At 67.0% G+C, this 21,616-nt stretch carries 28 protein-coding genes; 25 read left to right on the plus strand and 3 right to left on the minus strand.

Annotated elements, in window-relative coordinates; all coding sequences use genetic code 11:
* Positions 1-11 precede the first annotated feature (11 nt).
* From AWB94_RS13040 to AWB94_RS13075, 8 genes are all read left to right on the plus strand, one after another.
* Positions 12-917, plus strand: coding sequence for a major capsid protein (locus tag AWB94_RS13040; protein ID WP_062655727.1), 906 nt, complete (start codon positions 12-14; stop codon positions 915-917).
* A gap of 98 nt (positions 918-1,015) precedes the next feature.
* A complete protein-coding gene (locus AWB94_RS13045; RefSeq protein WP_062655728.1) occupies positions 1,016-1,510 on the plus strand; it encodes a hypothetical protein in 495 nt (164 codons plus the stop codon).
* 16 nt (positions 1,511-1,526) lie between these two features.
* Positions 1,527-1,901 (plus strand): hypothetical protein, encoded by a 375-nt coding sequence (locus AWB94_RS13050; RefSeq protein WP_062655729.1) that lies wholly within the window; start codon positions 1,527-1,529, stop codon positions 1,899-1,901.
* Positions 1,901-2,605, plus strand: a complete 705-nt coding sequence (locus AWB94_RS13055; RefSeq protein ID WP_062655730.1) for a hypothetical protein — start codon at positions 1,901-1,903, stop codon at positions 2,603-2,605. The genes AWB94_RS13050 and AWB94_RS13055 overlap by 1 nt, the downstream gene beginning before the upstream one ends.
* A complete protein-coding gene (locus AWB94_RS13060; RefSeq protein ID WP_062655731.1) occupies positions 2,605-2,964 on the plus strand; it encodes a hypothetical protein in 360 nt (119 codons plus the stop codon). The genes AWB94_RS13055 and AWB94_RS13060 overlap by 1 nt, the downstream gene beginning before the upstream one ends.
* Positions 2,961-3,368: a hypothetical protein gene (locus AWB94_RS13065; protein WP_064961257.1), complete on the plus strand. Its 408-nt coding sequence runs from the start codon at positions 2,961-2,963 to the stop codon at positions 3,366-3,368. The genes AWB94_RS13060 and AWB94_RS13065 overlap by 4 nt, the downstream gene beginning before the upstream one ends.
* 19 nt (positions 3,369-3,387) lie before the next feature.
* A complete protein-coding gene (locus tag AWB94_RS13070) occupies positions 3,388-3,957 on the plus strand; it encodes a hypothetical protein (RefSeq protein ID WP_062655733.1) in 570 nt (189 codons plus the stop codon).
* Positions 3,958-3,978: 21 nt separating this feature from the next.
* A complete protein-coding gene (locus AWB94_RS13075) occupies positions 3,979-4,392 on the plus strand; it encodes a prolipoprotein diacylglyceryl transferase (RefSeq protein ID WP_062655734.1) in 414 nt (137 codons plus the stop codon).
* Positions 4,393-4,446: 54 nt separating this feature from the next.
* On the opposite strand, the gene AWB94_RS13080 is transcribed toward AWB94_RS13075, so the two are convergent.
* From AWB94_RS13080 to AWB94_RS13090, 3 genes are all read right to left on the minus strand, one after another.
* Positions 4,447-4,830: a hypothetical protein gene (locus AWB94_RS13080; RefSeq protein ID WP_062655735.1), complete on the minus strand. Its 384-nt coding sequence runs from the start codon at positions 4,828-4,830 to the stop codon at positions 4,447-4,449.
* A complete protein-coding gene (locus AWB94_RS13085; RefSeq protein WP_234811729.1) occupies positions 4,827-5,081 on the minus strand; it encodes a hypothetical protein in 255 nt (84 codons plus the stop codon). Before AWB94_RS13085 ends, AWB94_RS13080 begins: the two co-directional genes overlap by 4 nt.
* Positions 5,082-5,170: 89 nt before the next feature.
* Positions 5,171-5,404 carry a hypothetical protein gene (locus tag AWB94_RS13090; protein WP_062656118.1) on the minus strand — a complete coding sequence of 78 codons (234 nt, stop codon included), beginning with the start codon at positions 5,402-5,404 and terminating at the stop codon, positions 5,171-5,173.
* Positions 5,405-5,583: 179 nt separating this feature from the next.
* On the opposite strand from AWB94_RS13090, the gene AWB94_RS13095 reads away from it, so the two are divergent.
* The 17 genes from AWB94_RS13095 to AWB94_RS13180 all read left to right on the plus strand — a co-directional run bounded on the left by AWB94_RS13095 (position 5,584) and on the right by AWB94_RS13180 (position 21,606).
* Positions 5,584-6,417, plus strand: a complete 834-nt coding sequence (locus tag AWB94_RS13095; RefSeq protein WP_062655736.1) for a hypothetical protein — start codon at positions 5,584-5,586, stop codon at positions 6,415-6,417.
* A complete protein-coding gene (locus AWB94_RS13100; protein WP_062655737.1) occupies positions 6,417-6,845 on the plus strand; it encodes a hypothetical protein in 429 nt (142 codons plus the stop codon). Before AWB94_RS13095 ends, AWB94_RS13100 begins: the two co-directional genes overlap by 1 nt.
* Positions 6,846-6,851: 6 nt before the next feature.
* Positions 6,852-10,481 (plus strand): phage tail tape measure protein, encoded by a 3,630-nt coding sequence (locus tag AWB94_RS13105; RefSeq protein ID WP_062655738.1) that lies wholly within the window; start codon positions 6,852-6,854, stop codon positions 10,479-10,481.
* Between the two features lie 3 nt (positions 10,482-10,484).
* Positions 10,485-11,600, plus strand: coding sequence for a hypothetical protein (locus tag AWB94_RS13110; protein WP_062655739.1), 1,116 nt, complete (start codon positions 10,485-10,487; stop codon positions 11,598-11,600).
* On the plus strand, positions 11,597-13,312 hold the full coding sequence (locus AWB94_RS13115) for a Gp37-like protein (RefSeq protein ID WP_062655740.1): 1,716 nt from the start codon (positions 11,597-11,599) through the stop codon (positions 13,310-13,312). The genes AWB94_RS13110 and AWB94_RS13115 overlap by 4 nt, the downstream gene beginning before the upstream one ends.
* Before the next feature lie 259 nt (positions 13,313-13,571).
* On the plus strand, positions 13,572-14,105 hold the full coding sequence (locus tag AWB94_RS13125; RefSeq protein WP_131805234.1) for a phage gene 29 protein family protein: 534 nt from the start codon (positions 13,572-13,574) through the stop codon (positions 14,103-14,105).
* Positions 14,102-15,199 carry a hypothetical protein gene (locus AWB94_RS13130; RefSeq protein ID WP_062655743.1) on the plus strand — a complete coding sequence of 366 codons (1,098 nt, stop codon included), beginning with the start codon at positions 14,102-14,104 and terminating at the stop codon, positions 15,197-15,199. Before AWB94_RS13125 ends, AWB94_RS13130 begins: the two co-directional genes overlap by 4 nt.
* The gene (locus AWB94_RS13135) at positions 15,199-16,362 is read left to right on the plus strand and encodes a hypothetical protein (RefSeq protein WP_062655744.1); all 1,164 of its coding nucleotides are present in this window, start codon (positions 15,199-15,201) and stop codon (positions 16,360-16,362) included. The genes AWB94_RS13130 and AWB94_RS13135 overlap by 1 nt, the downstream gene beginning before the upstream one ends.
* Positions 16,363-16,371: 9 nt before the next feature.
* Positions 16,372-16,698: a DUF7572 family protein gene (locus tag AWB94_RS13140; protein WP_062656119.1), complete on the plus strand. Its 327-nt coding sequence runs from the start codon at positions 16,372-16,374 to the stop codon at positions 16,696-16,698.
* Positions 16,695-16,901 (plus strand): hypothetical protein, encoded by a 207-nt coding sequence (locus tag AWB94_RS13145; protein WP_062655745.1) that lies wholly within the window; start codon positions 16,695-16,697, stop codon positions 16,899-16,901. The genes AWB94_RS13140 and AWB94_RS13145 overlap by 4 nt, the downstream gene beginning before the upstream one ends.
* A 33-nt stretch (positions 16,902-16,934) precedes the next feature.
* Positions 16,935-18,455 carry a peptidoglycan recognition protein family protein gene (locus AWB94_RS13150; protein ID WP_234811730.1) on the plus strand — a complete coding sequence of 507 codons (1,521 nt, stop codon included), beginning with the start codon at positions 16,935-16,937 and terminating at the stop codon, positions 18,453-18,455.
* Positions 18,455-19,627 (plus strand): hypothetical protein, encoded by a 1,173-nt coding sequence (locus tag AWB94_RS13155; protein ID WP_062655747.1) that lies wholly within the window; start codon positions 18,455-18,457, stop codon positions 19,625-19,627. Before AWB94_RS13150 ends, AWB94_RS13155 begins: the two co-directional genes overlap by 1 nt.
* Positions 19,628-19,640: 13 nt before the next feature.
* A complete protein-coding gene (locus AWB94_RS13160; protein ID WP_062655748.1) occupies positions 19,641-19,904 on the plus strand; it encodes a hypothetical protein in 264 nt (87 codons plus the stop codon).
* Entirely contained in the window at positions 19,901-20,176 is a 276-nt protein-coding gene (locus AWB94_RS13165) for a hypothetical protein (protein WP_131805235.1), read from the plus strand. Before AWB94_RS13160 ends, AWB94_RS13165 begins: the two co-directional genes overlap by 4 nt.
* Positions 20,176-20,364, plus strand: coding sequence for a DUF7620 family protein (locus AWB94_RS13170; RefSeq protein ID WP_062655750.1), 189 nt, complete (start codon positions 20,176-20,178; stop codon positions 20,362-20,364). Before AWB94_RS13165 ends, AWB94_RS13170 begins: the two co-directional genes overlap by 1 nt.
* Before the next feature lie 26 nt (positions 20,365-20,390).
* On the plus strand, positions 20,391-20,756 hold the full coding sequence (locus AWB94_RS13175; protein WP_131805236.1) for a putative phage holin: 366 nt from the start codon (positions 20,391-20,393) through the stop codon (positions 20,754-20,756).
* Positions 20,749-21,606 carry a hypothetical protein gene (locus tag AWB94_RS13180; RefSeq protein WP_062655752.1) on the plus strand — a complete coding sequence of 286 codons (858 nt, stop codon included), beginning with the start codon at positions 20,749-20,751 and terminating at the stop codon, positions 21,604-21,606. The genes AWB94_RS13175 and AWB94_RS13180 overlap by 8 nt, the downstream gene beginning before the upstream one ends.
* Positions 21,607-21,616: the final 10 nt, after the last annotated feature.

A 21,616-nucleotide genomic window follows, 5' to 3' on the forward strand; every position in this document is an offset into this window, starting at 1 on the left:
CACTCTGAACCATGGCTATCTCCCCCGTCGCCTACCCGCTGGGCGCCCCGGTCGTCGCGAACAACGGCATCACCGTCGACATGGCGCTGAAGCAGCCCGGCCGTATCAACAAGCGGCTGTCCGACCTGACGAAGCAGAAGTTCATCGCTGCTGAGATCTTCGGCGAGGCCGGCACCACCACGTCGACCGGCGCGATCATCTACGACGTCATCACGATCAACGAGCTGTACACGAAGAACGACGTCGAGCAGCGTGGGCCGAGCGACGAGTACCCGATCGTCCAGGGCGAGCGGCAGCAGCCGAAGGTCGCACAGTCCGAAGACTGGGGCGGCAAGTTCTGGATGGAAGACGCCGCGGTGCGCCGCAACGATTCCGCCGAGATGGACCGGCTCGTCACGCAGCTCGCCAACACCATCGTGCGCAAGGTCAATCAGCGCACGGTCGCGGTGCTCGACGACGTGATCACCAATCTTGGCGGCGCCGGCACCATCCCGGGATCCGACTGGTCGAATGTCACCCTCACCGGCAACACGCCCACCCCGAACGCGGAGCGGCCCTTCGCCGACATCATCCGCGCACAGCTCGCCGCGGACGTCGAAGAGCTCGGCTACGTCTACAACGTGTGGGTGGTCAACCCGCAGCAGTACGCCGACCTGCGCATCGCCTACGGGCCCGATATCGACGCGATCCTGGCCGACGCCGAGATCTCGATGTTCCGGTCCAATCGGGTCACCGCGGGCACCGCGTACGCCGCCGTGCGCGCCGGGGTCGGCTTCCTCGGCTACGAGCAGATGCTCACCACCGAGACCTGGCGCACGCCGGCCACGAAGCAGAACTGGGTGCAGTCCTCGGTTCTGCCCATCATGGGCGTCACCGACCCGTACGCCGTGAAGAAGGTCACCGGCCTGGCCGGATAGGTATTGGACTAGGCCAGCGCTATTGGTGCGCTCATTGAGGGTCGCCCTGCACCCAAGAAGCCGCAAGCAGGGCAACTACTTTCGGAAGGGGATCGGGAATGGCGAAGCGAGTTGTCCGAGCCGCACTGTGGGAGTACCGCGACGCGAAGGGACAGCGCCGCCGCGCGTTCTTCGGCCAGGAAGTCGACGTGCCTGCGTCGGAGATCGAGCGCGGCGAGGCCCAGGGCGTGTTCGGCTCTGCGGACCTCCCGGATGACGCTGTCATCGAGCACACGCCCGCACCGGAGCAGTCGGGCGGCCCCGCCCCGGTTCCGCCGCACGACGTGACCGGCAGCGTGGACCTGCCCGAGCACGAGCCCGAGCCATGGCCGATCCTGGCGCCGATCGAGCAATCCGCCGTCGGCGGTGCGCAGCCCGAGATCGTCAAGACGGAAGCGGTCACCGAGCCGGGCGCCGTCGAGCGACCGAAGACCGCACAGAGCGTGGATGTTTGGCGCGATTACGTGCGCACGGTTCGTCCGGATCTCGCCGACAAGGTCGACGACATGACGAAGGACGAGTTGAGGGCCGCGGTCAAGCCGAAGGGCGAGTGATCCTATGGCAGGAGTCGTGCAACCGATCCTGTCGAAAGCCGAGTTCATCACCCTGTTCCGGCCGCTGGTCGGCTACGAAGATGCGCTGGCCGACAAGCTGCTGATGGCGGTGTCCCAGCGGATCCGGCGCAAGTTCGCCGAAGCCGGTGTGCAGCTTGACGAGGACGACGACGAAGTCGACCTGGTCATCTGGGAAGTGGTCGCCGCGGTGCTGCGTCCGGGCGAGTTCGCCGGCTACTCGTCGGTGACCATCACGACCGACGACGCCACCGAGCAGCGCGTACTCGCGAACGCGTTGGCGCAGCTCGACATCACCGATGCGCAGTGGAAGCGGCTGGGCATCGACGTCACCGCCAGCCCGCGCGGGTGCTTCCCGGAGAACGACTACTGATGACCGCGTTCCTGCTCGGCCGGGACACCGTCGATCTGATCTTCCGTGACCCGGTGCTCGACGGGAACGGACAACAGACCTTCGACGCTGATGGACGGCCGGTGTTCGCCGACCGGCGGGTGACGAAGACGGGCGCGAAGTTCACGATCACCGAGATCTCGCACACGTCGGCCACCGGACGCCGGCCGGCCGTGCCGGTGGCGGTGTACAACGCGAAGGCTGCGCTGCGAGTCGACGACGACGCACGGGCATTGGCCGAAAAGGACGCGATCGAGCACGACGGCAAGGTCTATGAACTGACTGCGGACGCCCGGGTGAAACGCACCCTGATCGACGGCATCGAGCACCACGTGCGTGTCACGTGCTCACGCGAAGAGCACGTCGCCGGCGTCGGCGAGACGGTCACGATCACCCCGCGCGGCGGCCAGGACGACGACGGCCGCCGCCTGCCCGACGGCGCACCCGTGACCGTCGTGGCCACCGCGATCGACCCAGGCAACACGGCCGAACGGTATGGCGCGACGGGCACGGTCGACGAGGCCGACTTCACCGTCGTGTTGCCGCTGGGCACCGGTATCCGCGACGGCGACTGGATTCTGGTGCGCGGCCGCGAGTGCGTGGCCCGGGTGCAGCGCAACTTCAGCCAGCACCCCGAACGCAACGAGGACGTGGTGCTGGCCCGGTTCCGGGGCGGTGGTGGCTGATGGCGCGGCGGAAGGGATTCCAGCCGAACCGGAAGGTGATCGGCGACATCTTGAAGAACGACCCCGGCGTCGTCGCGGCGCTGCGCTCGATCGGCGACGACGCGAAGAACCGGGCCGGCGGTGACGCCGAGCTGCGCGAGTACACCACCGACCGCCATGTCGTGTCGCTCGAAGTGGACGCCGAAGAGCAGGCGATCGACGGCGTCGGCACGCGTGCGGTCAACGAGGCCGCCGCGGCGTTCCGGTCACGTCGGCAGTGGCGCAGGGCATTCGCCGAGGGCGACGACGATGCGCATGAGCGCGCGAAGGCCACCACGAAGGGCTACCGCGGTCTGCCGGAGCGGAGTAGGGCGGAATGAGCACACGCGTGCAAGGGGATCCGGTAGGGCCGGTGAAGGCGGCGCTGGTGGCGCTGCTGGCCGACGAGGCGCCCGTTCCCCGCATCGCCACACACAAGTGGCCGAAAGATTGGACGCTGGACGAGAAGCGGCCGCTGGTGCTCATCGCAGACGATCCTGGCGACATCGACTGGCCGGTGAAGTCGGAGCACATAATCCGCATCACGGTCGGCTCCGATGACGTGCCGACGAGCAGCCGAATAGCTCGTCGGTGCTTAGGTCACATTCTCGCTAACCTTCCCGAAGGACTAGCAGCAATCCAGCCATTCGGGACAGCGATCACGAGAACGCAGCACCGAGCGACCGGGGCGGACCTCGCGTCCGGGACTGTGAACGTGGTGATTCGGACCGAGATCATCGCCTGAAAGACAGGGAGACAGGAACATGGCGGGCAACCCGAGCAATGTCCGGCTTTACACCGAGGCCGACGTATTCGTCTACAAGCAGCCCGTTCTCGCGGCCGAGGACATCCCCGCCGACGTGACGGAGTCCTTCAACACGACGGTGGCGTGGGACGCCGTCAATCAGGCGAGTGTCAAGTGGGGTTACCTCGGCATCCTGGTCGGCGCCGACGGTATCGACACGCAGCGCGAATGGAACGAAACCGACATCACCGGTTGGGGTTACGGCACGATCTTGGTCGCGTCGAAGGACTTCAAGGCGACGGTGACGGTGAACGCCCGGGAGGACAATCCCGTCGTGCAGTCGATCCTGTGGCCCGGCTCGTCCGATACCACGTTGGTCGTTCCGGATCCGGCGCACCTGTTCTTCGGCTTCGAGAAGCGCACGGCCGACGGCTATATCGACCGCCGGATCACGAAGCGGCCGTCGCGCCTGTGGATTCCGGGCGAGAAGGACGTCGAGGGCGACAGCACGCCGCGCGAGTTGTCGGCGCGCATCTTCCCGAACAGCGCGCGGGAACTGTTCGCGTGGCAGCACGGCGAAGCCGCCTAACCGGATCGGGAGGTCTGAACGATGAAGTACGTCAAGCTGAATCAGCAGGTCGGCAACAGGCAGGAAGGCGAGGTCATCCGCGTTGATGATGGCTCGGCCGCGTCGCTGGTGGAGAAGGGCGTCGGTGAGATCGTCGACAGCCGGGACGGGGCAACCCGGACGGCGGCCCGCCGCGGCAACGTCGCGGTAGTGCAGGTCGCCGACGCAGACGATCCGAATGCCGTTGTCGGCGAGCCGGTCGATGCTGATGCCAAGGGCGCCGCGGCCGAGGTTGTCGACGGCGACGGCCAGACGCACACCGGCGAGCTGCCGGCCCCTGACAGCGAGCAGAAGAAGGACGAGAAGCCCGCCGACACTCCCGCTTCGAAGCGGGGCAAGGCGGCCGAGAACGTCGGTCAGCCGGAGACGCCCCCCGCACCCGCACCCCCGGCGTAGACCGAACACAGACGGGCCCGGATCCATTGCGGATCCGGGCCCGTTCTGTTGCTCCTATCGCTGAACCTCCACGTGCGAGACACCGTAGCTTTCGACATCGGGGTGGTCGTCGAGAATCCGCGAGCCGGCGGCAGGATCGTAATTGTCGATGTCGATACCGACGCCTTGTGCCCACGCGACGAGCGCACCGGCCGCGCCGTCCGGCGTGGTGTGCACACTCACCCACCCACCAGCGCCATCCACGAGCTCAAGCTGTGCGACCCACACGCGATTGACCACGGCGTAGCCAGCCCGATCTAGCTCGGTCAGCACACCGTCCGCAGCATCTTCGAGGTCGGATTCTGACGTCTCCCAACTGCCGTCAACGATGTTCGATCCGACCGCCGCGCGGATGATGTCGCGTGGGGTTGCGACGTCAGTGTGATCGGCGGATGTCACGACATCGCCTTGCCGAATCGTTGGTACGCGCCTTGCCGGGTGGTGCCCAACGCCATCCCGATCGCGTCCCAGGTGTCGCCGGCCGCGCGGGCGGCGCGGACCGCGGCGACCAGCTCGGCGTCCGCGTCGGTTGCCGCCTTCTTCGCGGCAATGATCCGGCGTATGTGCGTCGCGTCGCGCGCATCGGCCGGCTTCACCTCGACGTTGTCGAGGAAGTCTTCGAGATCCTTCTGTTCCTTCACTTTTGCCATGTTGTGTTACCTCGGCTCTCATCTGCCGTGTCGGCGGGTGCGGTCCCGCTTCCTGTTGTGTGTCAGCGGCACTTTGCCGCCGTCACGCCCTACCGCAGGTAGGGGTAGAACTTCGCGCGGAGGTTGTCCGCGTGGATGATGCGCTGCGGTTCGTCGCAGGGGACGATCAGTTCCAACAGCGCACCGGTGCGGCTGGGCCCGATCACGAGGAATTGCAGCTCACCGCGGTATTCCAGTTCGACGTAGCGGAGTGCGTTGTCGAACGCATGGAGCATGTCGGCGTCCGCGATGCCGTGCTTGCGGGCGCTGTCTTTGATCTCCATGTTGTACATAATACGTTTACACGCTCACCGTGTCAACAACCGTTTACACGGTGAGTTCGTCGGCAGAGTAAAGCCGCAATCCCTATCGTCCTGCTCGGAGACCTACCCGGCACGGTCGCGCACGCTGGCGACCGGAGCGAGGACACGGCGGAAGCGAAAGCTTGGAGCTATGTCGATAGGTGAGCAGCGACGCAGCGCGACTGGAAGCGCTCGGCGAGCCGGTAGCCCGGTTCCGTTGGCGTAACCACGAACTCGAAATACCGCGGCCCCTCGAAGAGTGGCCGCTAGAGGCCATCCGCAACGGCCACTACGTCGACGCTGCCGTCACCCTGCTCGCCGGCCAAACCGCCCCCATCCCGCTCTACGGCGACGTCATGGACCTGGCCGACGCCATGGCCGCCGCGGTCGGCGTCGAACGACTCCCCGAGTCGAAAGTCGATCCCGACAACCGATTCGGCACGTTCGGCGCTGTCCCGCTGCTGCTGTCGTTCCTCGACGACTACGAGGATGACGTCGCATCCGACCTCAAGACGTACCGCAACGTCGACTATCTCGACCGCTGGCGCGGCGATCTGACGCTGCGCCAGATCTGGGTGTACATCCGGCGCCTGCCGTCGGATTCATCGCTGGCGCGGGCGTGCAACGGCGGTCACGAGCTGTGGACGAAGCAGCACATCCTCACCGCGCAGGTGTGGGAGCAGCTTGCGCGCCAGGTGTACGTCGGCCGGCCGATGACGAAGGAAGAGCTCGACGCGGCGCTGGCCAAGAAGCGCGAGAACGAACAGACGATGGCGAAGCTCGCCGCGAAAGAGGACTACTGGTCGCCGGCCGCGAGCCTGGCCCGCCGCGAGGCGGCCGAGGCCAAGAAGCGCGCCATTGCAACGGCTGTCGCCGCGTCACCAGTCGCCGCGGGCCGCCTCGATGAACCCCCAGCGGCGGCGATGTCCGCGCTGGACAAGGCGATGGCTACCCGCCGTCGCGACCTCACCCACACCCCACGGAAGGCCGGCTGATGGCTACAGGGACCACCACGACACGGCAGCCCCGCAACGGATCTGCCCCGAGCGAGGACGTCGAAGAGACGGACGCCGCCGAGCCCACGGACACCGCGGCTGGCGGTGACGACGAGCAGGAACCTTCGCCCTACGCGCATCTGATCAAGCGCACCACCACGAAGCACATCATCACGTTCCGCGGCCGGAAGTTCGCGATCCCGCGGGCCCGGGCCCAGTGGCCGACGCGCGCGATGCAGATCTTCCAGCGCGGCACCATGGAACGGTTTCCCGATGCCGTCGAGCTGATGCTCGGCCCGACGCAGTGGGACAGCTTCAACGAAGTCGCCCCGCTGGTCGGCGACTTCTGGGAGTTCTTTCCGATCCTGGCCGAGGCGTTGGGTTTCCAGCGTGTCGACGCCGACAAGATCGACGACGCGAAGAAGTAGCGCGTCATGGCCAGCGGTGCAGAAGTCGGCCGGTATGTCCTGCCGATCATGCCCTCGATCGAGGGCATCGGTCCGAACATCGACAGGACGCTCGGTCGCGCCTTCGCAGGCGTGAGCAAGTCGGCGTCACGTGCGATCGCGGACGGCGTCGCTGACGGTGTGAAGGCGGCCGAGGCCGCTGTCGAGAAGTCGACGGGCAAGATCGCGAAGCTGCGCGAGAAGGAAGCGGCGGCGGTCGACAAGCTACGGGTCGCCGAAGAGCGGATCAACGAGACGCGGGAGAAGGGCGGCTCGGCGCTGGCCCGGGCCGAGGCGCAACGCAATTCAGCGCTGCGGGCGCAGAAGTCGGCGATCTCGGATATCGAGTCGGAGACCCGCGCGCTCACCAGGGCGCAGAAGGCCCTCAACGACGCGCAGGACGCGAAGAACATCCGGTCACCGTTCGGCCGTGACACCGACTTCCTGTCCGGTCTCGGCTCGCAGATGGACGGCGTCACTGGCCGATTCGAGATGTTCGGCAAGGGTGCGGGCGGCGCGTTCGTCGTCGGCGCGGTGGCCGCGATCGGCGCCGGCGCGCTGCTCGAAGCTGGCGAGAAGGCCGCCGGGCTGGTGCTCAAGGGCTTCGAATCGATCATCGACGAAGGTCTCGACTTCTCGAAGACGATGAACAACTTCCAGGGCGTGACGCGCGCCGCCCCGGAAGAGATGGCCAAGATGCAGCACGCCGCACGGGCTCTCGGCGCGGACACGACGCTGGCCGGCGCGTCCGCGTCGGGCGCGGCCGAGGCGATGACCGAGCTCGCGAAAGCAGGGTTCACCGTCGACCAGGCGATCGGCGCGGCACGCGGAACCTTGGAGCTCGCGACGGCTGGCCAGATCGAATCGGCGCAGGCCGCCGAGATCCAGGCGAACGCGATGAACGCGTTCGGGCTGTCGGCCGATTCGGCAGCGCACACCGCCGATGTGCTCGCGAACGCGGCGATCGCATCGTCGGCCGACATTCCCGATCTGGCGCAGGCATTGCAGCAGGTCGGCGGTGTGGCACAGGGATTCGGCGAAAACCTCGATGACACCGTTGCCGCGCTGGCGATGTTCGCGAACGCCGGCATCAAGGGCAGCGACGCCGGAACGCTGCTCAAGACGACGATGCAGTCGATCACCGACCAGGGCGCCCCGGCGCAGGAAGCGATTCACACGCTCGGTCTTGAGCTCTACAAGCTGAACGACCAAGGGCAGAACCAATTTGTCGGCTTCCGTGAACTGTTCCGCCAGCTCGATGAGGCGAAGAAGCGGATCAACGATCCCGAGATCTTTCAGGCGCAGACGAACATCCTGTTCGGATCCGACGCGATGCGGTCGGCGATGCTCGGCAACGCCCAGGCGTTCGACGACATGATCGGCAAGCTGCAACGGGTCGGCGCGGCCGGTGAGATGGCCAACGCGCAGATGCAGGGTCTGCCCGGCGCTGTCGAATCATTCAAGAACACCACGGAATCCATCAAGCTCGACGCGTTCGAAGCGCTGGGCCCGGCGCTCACCGGCGGCCTGAACGCATTCGTCGACTGGCTGACCAAGCACAAGGGCGAAGTCGTCCAGTTCTTCGTGACGATGGGCGACGCCGCGCTGCGGATGGGCCAGATCGTCGCCGGCGCGGTCGGCGACGCGGCCGGCGTCCTCGGCACGCTCGCCGGCGCCGTCGGGCTCGACGACATGTCGCAGTCGCTGAAGTTCGTGGCTCAGTCGTCCGACGAAGCGGTCAATGCGATGGGCCGCGCCCGGCTGGGTTTGGAGCTGTACGGCAAGCGGACCGCCGAGGCGAAGAAGTTCACCGACGGACTCGGCGACGCCGTGAAGAACCTCAAGGCCGACGGCGAAAACGTCCTGCTCGACGTCAAGGACAACACGCCGGAAGTGCGGGCCCGGCTCGACGCGATGCACCTACAGCTCGGCGCGATCGCCGACGACCCGACGCACCTGCGGATCCTTCCGATGACGAAGGAAGCGACCGACCAGCTCGAAGCGTGGCGTTACGAGCAGTCCGGCGAGTCGATCAGCCCGACCGTGCACCCGGAACTCGGCCAGGCCAACGCCGAGATGAAGCAGTTCCTCGACACGTGGTCAAACGCGGTGATCAAGCCGGAGGTCCGCGTTCCCGGGCAGTCGTCGCCGACGGGCCCGATCCTGGCGCCCGGCATCCCGATCGCGCCGCGCGCACAGGGCGGCATCGACTCGATCGGCAGCACCGCGCACATCGGCTCACCCGAGTATCCGAACGGCCTTGTCCGCTACCGCGAGCCGTCGACCGGCGGTGAGGCGTACATCCCCCTGAAGGGCGGCCAGCGGTCGGTCGACATCTGGGAAGAGACCGGCCGCCGCCTCGGTGTCTGGGCGATGGATGCCGGGGGTTTCCTGCCGCCCTCGGTCGGTTCCGAGCACGGGTTGCAGACCGACACGATCTGGCTGGCCCGCGCGATCTCGTCGGCGTTCCCGCAGATCTCGAATATCGGCGGGTGGCGGCCGCCGGACGGCTTCAACGAGCACTCGTCGGGCAGCGCCGTTGACGTCATGGTGCCCAACGCCGGCACCCCGGACGGCCGGGCGCTCGGCGACCAGATCGCCCGCTTCGCGCTGTCGTCCGGTCTCGCGGATTACGTGCTGTGGCAGCAGACGCAATGGAACGCCGACGGTTCGTCCAAGCCGATGGCCGACCGCGGGTCGCCGACACAGAACCACATGGACCACGTGCACGTGCACAGCAAGGGCGGTGGCGCCCCGGCGGCCGGCCAGCAGTACGTCATGCCCGCCGGCCTCACCGGAACGCCTGGCGGCGGCTACAACCTCGGCGGCACGGCCGGCATCGACCCGGAGACCGGCGAGTCCGGCACCTACACGCAGGATCCGAAGCAGGTCCGCGAGGCCACGCAGCGCGTCACCCGCGCCGACCAGAGGGTCGCCGAGCTTGAACAGCGCAAGCGCGAGCTGAAGGCCGACGCCAAGGAATCCGAACGCCTGGCACTCGAAAACGACATCGCGAACGCGAAGGAAGACGCCCAGGACGCCCGCGACGACCTCGCGGCCGCGCAGAAGGGCAAGTTCAAAGCCAACAAGGCCGGCAAGGGCGTCAACGGCAAGGGCAACGAGCTCGACCCGGTCGGCGGCATCTTCGGATCGTTCCTGAAAGAGACGTTCGGCCTCGACGGATCCGTCTTCCCCGACATCTCCCAGCTCGGCATCGTGCAGCTCGCCAACGCGCTGATGGGGATCAAGTACACCCCGCAGGGTCACGGGTTCCCGTGGCAGACGGGCTACGCCAACGGCGACGGCACCCCGTGGTCGGGTTCACCGTTCGCGGCGGCCGGATCCCCGGGTGAGGGCGGCGGCGGGACGTCAGGTCTGCCGTTCGGCATGATCCCGTCCCCCGGGCAGATCGCCGGCTTCGGCCAGCCCGGTATGGCGCCGCCCGGCACGCCGGCATCCGGCGTCGGCTTAGGCCCGGCGCCCGGCCCGCTCGACATGAGCCGCAACGTGTCGATCCAAGTCGATTCCGGCCCGTCCAGCAGCGAGATCGGGAACGTCGTGCGCCGCGAGGTGGCCAACGTCGACCGGCTCAACACCTACCTACCGAAGGGGGTGTGAGCGGTGACCACAGTCCAACTCCCCGGCTTCCCCATCACCGGCGATCATCCGTGGCACAGCCTGCCGGCCGAGATCCGCGACGAAGCGGTCACGCTGAAGTGGATCGGCAGCGACGGCACCGTGTGGCCGCTGGCCGGGCTCGACGGCGGCGTCGAAGGCGCGTTCATCGCCGGCGACATCGAAGGTCTCGTGCACATCCCCTTCGACACGATCTGGACCAACCCGGCATACGGGCCCCCGCGCTTCCAGCGCGCGATCCGCGGCCGCAAGGAGATCTCGTTTCCGCTCGGCCTGATGTCGGACACGTCGCTGGGCTGGTACGACACCGGATCCCGGTTCTGGCGCGGCTGCAAGAAGGACACGACCGGGTTCTTCACAGTGACGACGCGCCGATTCGGCGAGCTGTACCTGCCGATGCAGCTTCTCAGCGCGAAGTGCATGCTGGCCGACGACCCGGCGCGGCAACGGTTCTCGATCCACGACATCGTCCTGGCGGTCGACGGCGACCCGTGCTGGCGGCGCCCCGATGTGCGGCCGGCCCCGTTCATCCGGCCGCAAGGCACGTCGTCGAAGCTGAACTCTGGCATCTTGCGCGCGGTCAACCGCGGCACCGAACCGGCCTGGCCGATCTTCGTGATCAGCGCGCCGGGGAAGATCTCGCTACCTGACGGGCCGAGCGCGTTCACGACACCGGTTCTCGAGTCGGACATTCTGTCGGACTGGCCGCAGCTCGGCCGCCTGTACGGCATCCCGATCGTCGACGAGATCCTGGGATCGCTGACCCGGAAGCGCACCGACACCCGCATGATCGATGTGCCGGAGTTGCAGCCCGGCGAGCACGCGATCATCGACACCGATCCCACGCACCGGCTCGCGATCACCGCGAAAGATCCGGTCGACACGCTGGTGAAGAAGTTCATCCGCAACAGCGAGTTGCTGTCGTGGATCCTCGGCGAGTACGGCGACACGGGAATCCCGTTGCTGCGCCGGTTCAAAGGGCAGGGCTTCACGACGCCGATCCCGCCGCGCAGCGTGGCCACGCTTCCGATCAAGCACTCGAAGGCCGGCGGCAAGATCTGGGTGCAGGTGCCGCAGCGATTCGAAATGGCGCTCGCATGACCGTCACGTTGGACGCCGGTATTCAGCCGAAGACGCTCGACGGCGAGCTGACCGAGCAGGTCTACATGCAACTGCTCGAACGCCGCCACGCCTACATGTCGCGGAAGGTGAAGAAGCCACTTATCCGCCTGTGGGACAAGGAAATGCAGTTCATCTGCACCATCGAAGATGTTGACCGGTGGATGTGGGAAGAGCTGGCCACCGACGACGGATCCGCAGAGATCACATTCTCTGGCAGTCACCAGGACTGGCTTCGCGACATTCTCATGGTTGAGACGCCGATCGAAGCTGACCTGCACATCACGATCGACCCGGATCCGGACAATCCGACCGACTACAAGAACCGGTGGGGCGGCAAGGTCGTCACCCTCGAAGATGACGAAACCGCCGGTGAGGCACCGAAAACCACGATCAAGTGCGTCTCGAATCGACGCCACATGCGCGGAATCTACCTGGCCGCGAACCCCATCTTCCCCATGGAAGTGCAGCTTCCGAAGATGTATCTCTGGGGTGGCCCAACGGCTTTCACGTGCGCGAGCAGCGTTTTCATCAACCTGTTCCGGCTGTACACGCTGAACGGTTGGTTCCCGATCCCGCGGAACATCTTCGCGCCCGAGACGTGGCTTCAGAACATCTCGCCGCTGAACTGGCCGGTGCAGGTGATGCCGATCAACCCGATCACCGATCAGTCGCGTTGGTGCACGATCGGGTCGCGGTGGAAGGACGCGCAGACGGTCCTCGGCCCGGTGATGAAGGACGCCGGCGTGATCTGCCGGGCTTACACGTGGCTACCCGGGGATCCGGCCCCGTACACCATGTTCGGCCCGCTGGCCGAGGCGCTGAAGCCGACCCGGGCGTGCGTGATCCTGTCCTTCGAAGACAAGTCGGGTGTTGGCGGCCCGACCGGCACCATCCTCGACGGCGGCCTGAACCTGATCGCCGCCACGCTCGACGACCTGATCACCGAGACCGTGATCCCGCTCGACGCCGACCGCGACGGTGAGACGGATCCGTTCTTCCGGAAGCTGCTGATGGTCGCGCCGAAGCCGCCGCCCATCGTGTACCGCGATGTCGGCTACGGCAACATCAAGCGAAAACGGCGAGTAATACACAAGTCTCAGGCAACAGACATCATCGTCGGCGGCAAGAGCCCCCAATGGGTCAACCAGGCAATCACTTTCGCGATCCGCTATGCGATATCGCAACTGGCCCAGGTGGTTATGGGTGTCGAAGCGCCGGGCGTCGAAGGCTTGGACAACCTGTATCAGGGCCAGCTCGACGACGTGTTCCTGGCCTTCCAACGCTTCGTAAACCCTTTGCGCTCAGCGCAAGCCGGCTCGTATGCGTTCCGCGAGCACTTCGCGCAGAACACCGGCACCGCCTACGTGCTGAACGCGATATCCGGTATCGCGATCGCCGACGAAGAGGTCAAGGCCTATTCGTCGATGAAGTTCGACATCGGCAACGGCCCGTACGTGTGGGGCCAGGACTACGAGCTGGGCGACCGGGTCGGCGCGGAGCTGCGCGGAATCCTGTACACCGACCAGATTCTCGCGGCCCGTGGCGAAGGAACACGCGAGCTGGCCGGCGACATCCAAGTCAGCTTCGGCGATGACTCCCGCGAAGAGAACCCGATCGCCCGCGGCTTCCGCACGATCGGCAACGTCGCGAACTTCGCCGCCCTACTAGCAGGAAGCGGGGACCTCTTTTGATCAACGTCGACATCGTGGTGACACCACGGCCAGTCGATGGCCGCTGTGCTCCACTCAGCATCGCCGCCGAAGAACTCCCGACGCTGGAGGTCCACCGGCACGCATGCGTCGATCCGGACTGCTCGGCCGCGCGTGGTCAGTGGGCGGTCATCACAGTGCCGGTCAGCGACTCCGAGGCCGATCGTCTCATGGCGCTAGGGACGAACTGATGGGCAAAGGTGCACGGTTGAAGCGTCGGACCCGGCCACCGATGCCGGGGGTGCGCGATTCGCCCTACGTCGACGCCTTCACGAAAGCTGAGTGGGACGAGGTCATGGCCCGCAAGGACCGCCTCATGCGGTTCTTCCGCGACGCGGTGAAGGTGACCGACGGCACGATCATCGGAATCGACGACGCCACACTGCAACTGCTCGTCTTGCACGCGGCGCTCGCCGGCGTCACCCAAGACGAAGACATCGCGCTGATCCGGCCGAAGGTGCTCCCCGACGAGGAAGGCCGGCTGGCTGACTCGCACGAGTGGGTGGTGAAGCGGTTCGACACCGAGGAAGCCCGCCAGGCCGACGCCGAGGAAGAAGCGCGGCGCCGCAAGGCAGCTCACGACGTGGCGATGGCGCAGATGACGCCCGAAGCGCAGCGCGCCTATCGGCGGATGTTCGAACCCGCGGCGCGCAAAGCCTTCCAGGTCGGCGGCCAGCAGATGGCCGACCACCTGGCACCGGCCGGCGACGAGACCCCGGAAGCGACCTATCTGCGCGAGCAGGCGCAGGCACTCAGAGAGAAGGGCCAGCTATGACGATCCCCGTCGAACCGATCTACCTCGGAACGCGTTTCGTCAACATCAAGTTCTACGCGATGCCCCGCAACCCGGGGGATCCGCAGATGATCGCCGGCACGCTGACGCTGATGCCCGACGAGGCCGCGCTGACGCTCGACGCGCTGATCGGACCGCAAGGTCCGCGTGGCCTGCCGGCGCCGTTCTGGCGGCCGGAATTCCAGTCCACCATCACCAACCCCGCCGACCTGCCCGACGGGCTCGGCGAAGGCGACGCCGGCCGCGCCTGGTACATCGCCGGGTTCTGGCACATCTGGGACGGCGACAACTGGCAGGTGCTGCTCGGCGCAATCCCGGGCCCGCCCGGGCCGACCCCGAACATTTCGATGACGGCCGAGCAGGTGGTGATGTCCGGGGCCACCCCGTACGGCGAGATCGTCGTGCAGGAAGGCGGCACCGACGAGAACCCGACGTTCCACCTGCTCATCCCGGGCATCGTCGGGCCGAAGGGCGACAACTCCCGCATCGCCGAATCGCTGGACTTCGAAGGCGAGATGCAGGACGGGCAAACCCTGATCTGGGATGCGTCCGCGCACAACGGCGAAGGCCGCTTCGTGCCAGGTGATCCGACGCAGCAGACGTTGCAGTACATCACCATCCCGCAGGGTAGCTTCGGGCCGGCCGGCACGTACTCGGCGGCGCGCACCGTCATCGCGGCGCCGTCGGTCGGGCCGCTCGACTACGCGTTCTATCCGAAGGTCGGCGGGCACCTGCGCTGGCAGCGGTACGGCCTGTTCAACTCCGCGCAGGTGTGCGTCGAAGTGCGGATGCTGCCGCAGGGATCGACGGACGCGCCCGAGTCCGGCGAGCTCATCGGCAAGGCGATCTACGACCCGGCCACGCTGGACACCGAGACGGTCGCCCACATCCGGGACCACTGGTCGTCGGCCGCGGACCCGACCCGGGCAGTCAACCCCGAGTCGGCGGTCGGCCGCATCTCGAAGGACCAGGGCATCGACATCTACGTGATGTTGGTGCGCCAGGGCGGATCCGGCAGCTACAAGTACGTGACCAACGACTCGCATCTGTCTATCGAGCTGATCCCGGTGAGCTGATGCCCAAAGCCGTTGACAAGCATCCGCAGTCGCGCGGGACCGGCAACGCGATCTTCAATCCGCTGCGCCAGGGTGTGTCGTCGTACGAGGATCCGCTGTCGGCGATCGGCGACGACGCCCATGCCATCGGCGGGCAGTGGCACGATCTGTTCAGCGCGCTCGGGTCGATCTTCGGCCTGCCGTCGCCGCAAGAGATCCTGGCCGGCGCCGCCAACGGTGTGGCCACGGTCATCGGTGGCGCCGTCGACTTCCTCGGCGAGCTGGGCAACCGGTTCGGCCGGCTGATCGGCGGTCTGCTCGATCCCTTCCAGGTACCGATTCTGGACCCGTCGAAGATCCTGAACCTGCCCGGGCTCTTCGAGAACGTCGTCGATATCGCGACGGGCATCTTCAACGGGTGGTTTGGCGGCGGCGGTTCGGGCACCGCGGCCGAGGTCACGTACACGATCGAGAAGATCAAAGACGCCGTGCTCAACGGCTACAACGTGCACGTGGTCACCTCCGACGAGGTGAATTGGGTTGTCCCGTCGCCCCTCCCCGTCGAGTTCAACATCGGCATGTTCAGCGGCGGCCAGGACGGCAACGGCGGATCGTCGGGCGGCGGAAGCGGCGGCGCGGGCGGCCTGCACGGCTCCTACATCGTGAACCGGGTCGACCTGACCGGCATCGCAGCGCTGGACACCCGGGTCGGCGCCGCGAACAACCTGTCGTACGTGCGGGTGCACAACGCCACCCCGCATACGGGCACGGTGGTGGCGCAGTCGGCCGCGCACGGGTCGGGTGGCGGGATGTCCACACCGCTGGGCTACTCGCCGTCGGCGTCGATCCCCGGGTCCGGCGGCAAGGGCAGCGATTACAACACCGGCAACGGCACGCCCGGGTCGCCGTCGCTGCTGGCCGCCGGCGGGGCGCGCGGCGCCACGGGCACCTTCGGTTCGTCGGGCCAGCCGGGCGATTCGGTGTCGGCCGGGGCCGCGGTGAAATGCGGCGGCGGCGGTGGCGGTGGTGGTGGTGCGGCGTCGGTGGCCCTCAACACCGGCGGCAAGGGCGGCGCGGGCGGATACCCCGGCGGTGGTGGCGGTGGCGGCGGTGCGTCGAACGGCGCCGCGGCCGGCGGCGGTGGCCCGGGCGCGCCAGGCATGGTGATCTTCTACTACAAGTAGGTGGGACAGATGGAAACAGCAACCCTGGTAGGCGAACAGCTTTCGCAGTTCTGCCCGGTGACCAATCACTACGAATGCTCGGACGGGAAGCACCTTCTGGTGACGATCCCGCGGCTCGACGCGAGCACGGTGCAGGAGATGTTGGGTGTCCGCGTGCCCATCGTGAAGATGCATCTGCCGGACAAGGCCGACGTGTTCCTGGCCGACGCTGACGCGGTGGTGCTCGACGCCGACGGCGACCCTGCCAACGGCATGACACCGCTCGTGTCGGTGCCCGGGTGTGAGAGCTTCGCTGACGCGCTGGCCGCCGCCGGCTACGAGCTGGTGACGCCGTGAACCGGCCCGAGGTGTATCAGGATTTGCGCGAGGACTCGCCGACGTTCGGCGCCGTCGCGGTGAAGCTGCCGGACGGGAGCACGCTCGGCGACTACGGGGCGATGACGCTGGACCGCGGCGGCAGCTACCCGCGCGCGGAACGCCTTGCGGGATGGACCCGTATGGTGCCCGTGGTCGATGTCGGGCCGGCCGCGATCGGTTAGCTCAGGATCACGGGTGCGTGTTGTGCTCAACGCGTGAGCTTTACCCGCTTCCTCCAAGACGACCCGCTGAGAACGCGGGCCGACTACATGCGACTGTTCATCGAGGTTGCCAACGAACTTGGGCTTGAAGAGAAGCCCGCCGCGGTGCTCGCCGGCATGTGCACGTTGCAGGAAGTCGGCGTGAAGGACAACGATCCGCCCTTCGAGCGGCGGATATGGTTGCCCGCGAACCCGACCCGCGAGCCGACCAGCGTCAACTACCCGCACGACAGCGAGAGTGACGACGGCCGCAGCGTCGGCATCTGCCAGCAGCAGCGCGGCCCGAACGGCGAACTGTGGTGGGGCACCGTCGCCGACGAGATGAACCCGCGCACCGCGATCCGCAACTTCATGTCGCGGCTGCCCAAGGAATTCCACGCGAACGACGGCATCGACGCCGGCCACTTCATCGCTGCCGCCAAGTCGGCCAACGACGTCGTTCAGGGCGTGCAGCGCTCCGGCGTCCCCGAGGCGTACGCACAGTGGTGGGGCGACGCGATCCGCCTGTACAACGAGGTGAAGGCCGGCGGGCCGGTCACCGTGCCGCCGCCCCCGGACGCGATCGAGTACGAGCACGGCCCGTGGACCGGCGACCCGGTGTGGCTGGCCGATGTCCTTCGCGCCGAGGGCCTGACGGTCATCGAGACGCCCGGCTGGCTGGAATCCGGGCACGGCGACATGGGATCGCTGTGGGGTGTGCTGAATCACCACACCGGATCGAACGGGTCGACGTGGCAGTCGATCCGCTACGGCCGTAGCGACCTGGCCGGCCCGCTGGCCAACATCCACCTTCGCCGCGACGGCGTCGTCGAGCTGGTCGCCGTCGGGGTGTGCTGGCACGGCGGAACCGGGTACTGGCCCGGCCTCGGCCGCCACAACGCCAACCAGCGGATGATCGGGATCGAATGCCAGAACGACGGCGGCGGATCCCCCGGCAAGCCGCACCGCTCGTCCTGGCCGGACGTCCAGTATGACGCGCTGGTGAAGGTCAACGCCGCGATCAACCGGCGTATCGACGTTGACGCGTCACACAGCCTGTCGCACAAGGAATACGACCAGGGCGACCCACCCACCGCCGAGGGCAAGTGGGATCCCGGCGCGATCGACATGGACATCCTGCGCGCCGACATCCAGGCGCAGATCAACCGTAAACCGAGGACCGGAGGCTTTCTGATGGCGTTGACCGACAAGCAGCAGCAAGAGCTCTACGACGAGATCATGAAGCGGGGCCCGTCCCGCGCCGCCCTGGCCGAGGACGGCAAGGACATCGAGACGATGTTGGGCTTCATCTACAACATCGACGGAAACGTGTGGGACGGCCGGAACACGCTGGCCTACCTGCTCGATGTGCCCTACGCCGTCGAGCACGTCGAGCGCGTCGCCCGCGAAGGGGTGGCGCCGGACTCCTATGCCGCGACGAACCCCTTCGTCGCCGAGTTCGGCCAGGACATGTGCAAGGCGCTCGTCGCGTTCAAGCCGAAGTTTCAGGCTGTCTTCAAGATGGGTGCGGCCTGATGGCGCACGACGCCGGCGGGAAGTGGATCGGGTACGGCCTCGGCGACGTCGGATCCGAGGTCGCCCGCGTGCAGCACCGGCTTCTGTACGCGTACCCGAAGAACTCGTTCGCCGTGCAGATGGGTGTCCTCGAGACCGGTGTGTTCGATGATGCGACGCGCCGCTCGGTGCAGCAGCTCGCGATCCACATCAACTCCGATCCGGCGCTGCTGCGCAAGATGACCGGCGGCGACAAGCCGCTGCGCACCGACGGGATCGCCGATCTGGCGCTGCGCACCGCGATCCGCGCCTACATCCCGCCGGTGCTCGGCCCGAAGTACCGGATCCAGGGCGTCTGGCACGACACCCGCGCCTACCTGATGCCGCCGGACGCGCCGAGCTTCAACCGCGACACCGCGGCCGGCGCCCGCGAAGGCCAGCGGCTCACGCAGACCATCGACGGCGACATCATCGGTATCGGCTACTCGATGGGCGCCAAGACGCTTCGCGACTACGAGATGACGCTGACCGCCGAGCAGCGCGCCCGCTACCTGATGTCGATCAACTTCGGCGACCCGTCGATGCGGCCGGACGGCTCACTGCTCGGCAACGACCCGGGCGAAGGAATCAGCCGGCAGCCGCACCCCGACTTCGTCGCCGACCGCTACTGGTCGTACTCGATCGACGGCGACTGGTACCCGCGGGCCCGCGGCCTGTTGTTCTTCTTCTACGAGGTGATCTCGCGCGCCGAGCTCACGCTGGACTTCGCGTCGTGGCTGCTGACGAAGATGCCGACGGTCGCGATGCAGGAACTCACCGGCCTGGTCGGTTCGTCCGACGACACCGGTGTGGCCGGCATCCTGTCCGGCCTGGTCGGCTTCGTCACGGCGGGCCCGGTGAACTTCGTGCCGGCCAACCCGCTGGGCAACCTGGTCAACCCGCTGCAACTGCTCGCGTTGCTGCCGTCGCTCATCAACCTGATGGTCGACGCGGTGAAGTTCGTTGGCACGCAGGCGCACGGCATGTACGCCGACCTGAATCACGCGTTCTGGGACGGGATGACGGCCGTCGATCACGCGGTGAAGACGATCCGCGAGACCTGCCCGAACGGTGCGACGCTGCTGCTCTTCCCCGGCTCGTGGGCGATGTGGAATCAGGGATTCCAGTTCGACGTCGCCCTCCGGCTGCAATGAGAAAGGCCGAATCATGCTGGCTGTCCTGAAGGAATGCTGGAAGGCGCTGCTGGCGTTTCTCGCGTTGTTCTTGACGAACGTCGCGATGCAGCTTCAGCAGGGCGGCGTGCCGTGGCCGACCGACGGCGGCCAGTGGGTGCGCTTCCTCGCGACCGTTGCGCTGGGCACGTACGTCGTGTGGCAGGGCCCGGCCAACAAACCGCGCCCTAAGCCACGCCGCCGCCGGCGCGCACCGGATCCGGGCCAGGCCACGCCGTCGCCGATTGACCCGAAGTGATGGGCTGGACAAACCCCGAATTCTGGGCCGGTCTCACCGGGCCCGGTTTGGCGACTCTCATCGCGATCATCTTCATGTGGGCGATCGCTACGGAACGCCTTGTGCCCGGCGGCCGTTACCGCGCCGAGCGAGCCCGCGGCGACAAGTACGAGCAGAGCTATCACGAGGCCACAAAGGCGCTGATCGAGAACACCGCCGGCACCATCGCGGCGACCGAGATGGTTTCGTCGTTCCGGAAAGAGATCGCCGCGCTCGCCCGAGAGGGGACGTGATGTGGTGGCCATGGCGGCGCCGCACCGCGGAAGCCGAGCAGCGTCTTGCACGCGCCGAGGAAGCCACGCAGGGCATCGGCGAACTGATCCAGTATTCACGAGAGGCAGATGCGCGGTTGCGTCAAGAAGCGTCGCTCAACGGGTTCGGCAAATCGATCCAGCTCGCGATGAGGAGACGGCAGGCGTGAGGCGGCTCATCGTCACGTGCATCGTCTTGATCGGCGGGGCGCTATTCTCGGACATCTGGTGGCTCGATCCGAATCACTTCCGAATCGCGGCCAACGTCGTCTTGGTCATCGTGGCCCTGCTGACCACCATTTTCACTGTGCGCTATGCGTTCTGGTCGAGGTGGTGGACCAGCGAGGTCGGACCGCCGTACCTCGCGATGAAGACGATGTGGTCACTGCTGCTGTGGCAGATCTCGTTGGCGACCTGGTGGGATCCGGATTTTCCCGGCCGGCAAGAACTCCGGTTCGCGATCTACAGTCTGAGCGCGCTCGCCGCTGTCGCCATGATTGCGGCGCTGGTCCACCAGCAGACGGTCCGAAGGCGGGATAAGGAGTCATCCGACAATGGCTGATCTTTCATACCTCACAACGTTTTTCGTCGACTGGCAAGCGCGCGGGATCATCGGCGACACCTTCGATCCCGGCTTCAACCCGGACGCGTTCAAGCCGTGGTGCGACATCCTGTTCACGCCGAAGCTGATCGGGCAGGACTCCCAAGAGATCGCGATCCTGAATCAGGATCCGATGATGTCGCTGCTGCTGCTGCCGATCGCGGCGCGGCTGGAATCCGGTGTGCTGAAGGCGGTCCGCGGGCCGGCGCCGGCCACCGGCCCGGACACCCCGACGGCCGAGCAGTACAACGAGCAGGTCGATTCGGTCGGCGTGCCGCTGATCGCTGAGACGCCCGCGCTCGAATTGCCCGCCGGCGTGCACCTGATCTACCGCGTGCACTTCGAGCCGATGAAGATCAACGGCGGCCAGTACAAGTTCGACGACTTCGACTTCGCCGCACCGACATCGGCGACCCGCATCAACCTGACCTCGGTGGAGCGGATCAACCTGCCGCCCAGCAGCGACAACCAACTCGTGCTGCGGCTCATCCCCGACGACGCCCGCATCGAAGGCATGGCGACACTCGTGCTGTCCGCGTCCGGGGTGGACCTCGGCGACGGGCTCGACCTCGGCCCGGCCATCGAAGCCGCGGTCGAATCGTCGAACACCTGGCAGGGGTTCACGCACACACAAAGCGCCCCGGCGGCAACATGGACTATCGCCAACCCCCTTGGACGAAAGGCCACTTCCGTGACGGTCCTCGTGGGCAACGTCGTTGTCGAAGCGGACGTCACGATGCCCGACGACGCGACAACCCCGATCGCTGTCGTCTTCGCCACCCCCCAATCCGGCCGCGCGCAGATCATCTAAGGAAGGCACG

This window comes from Mycolicibacterium canariasense (assembly GCF_002101555.1).
GTDB lineage: Bacteria > Actinomycetota > Actinomycetes > Mycobacteriales > Mycobacteriaceae > Mycobacterium > Mycobacterium canariasense.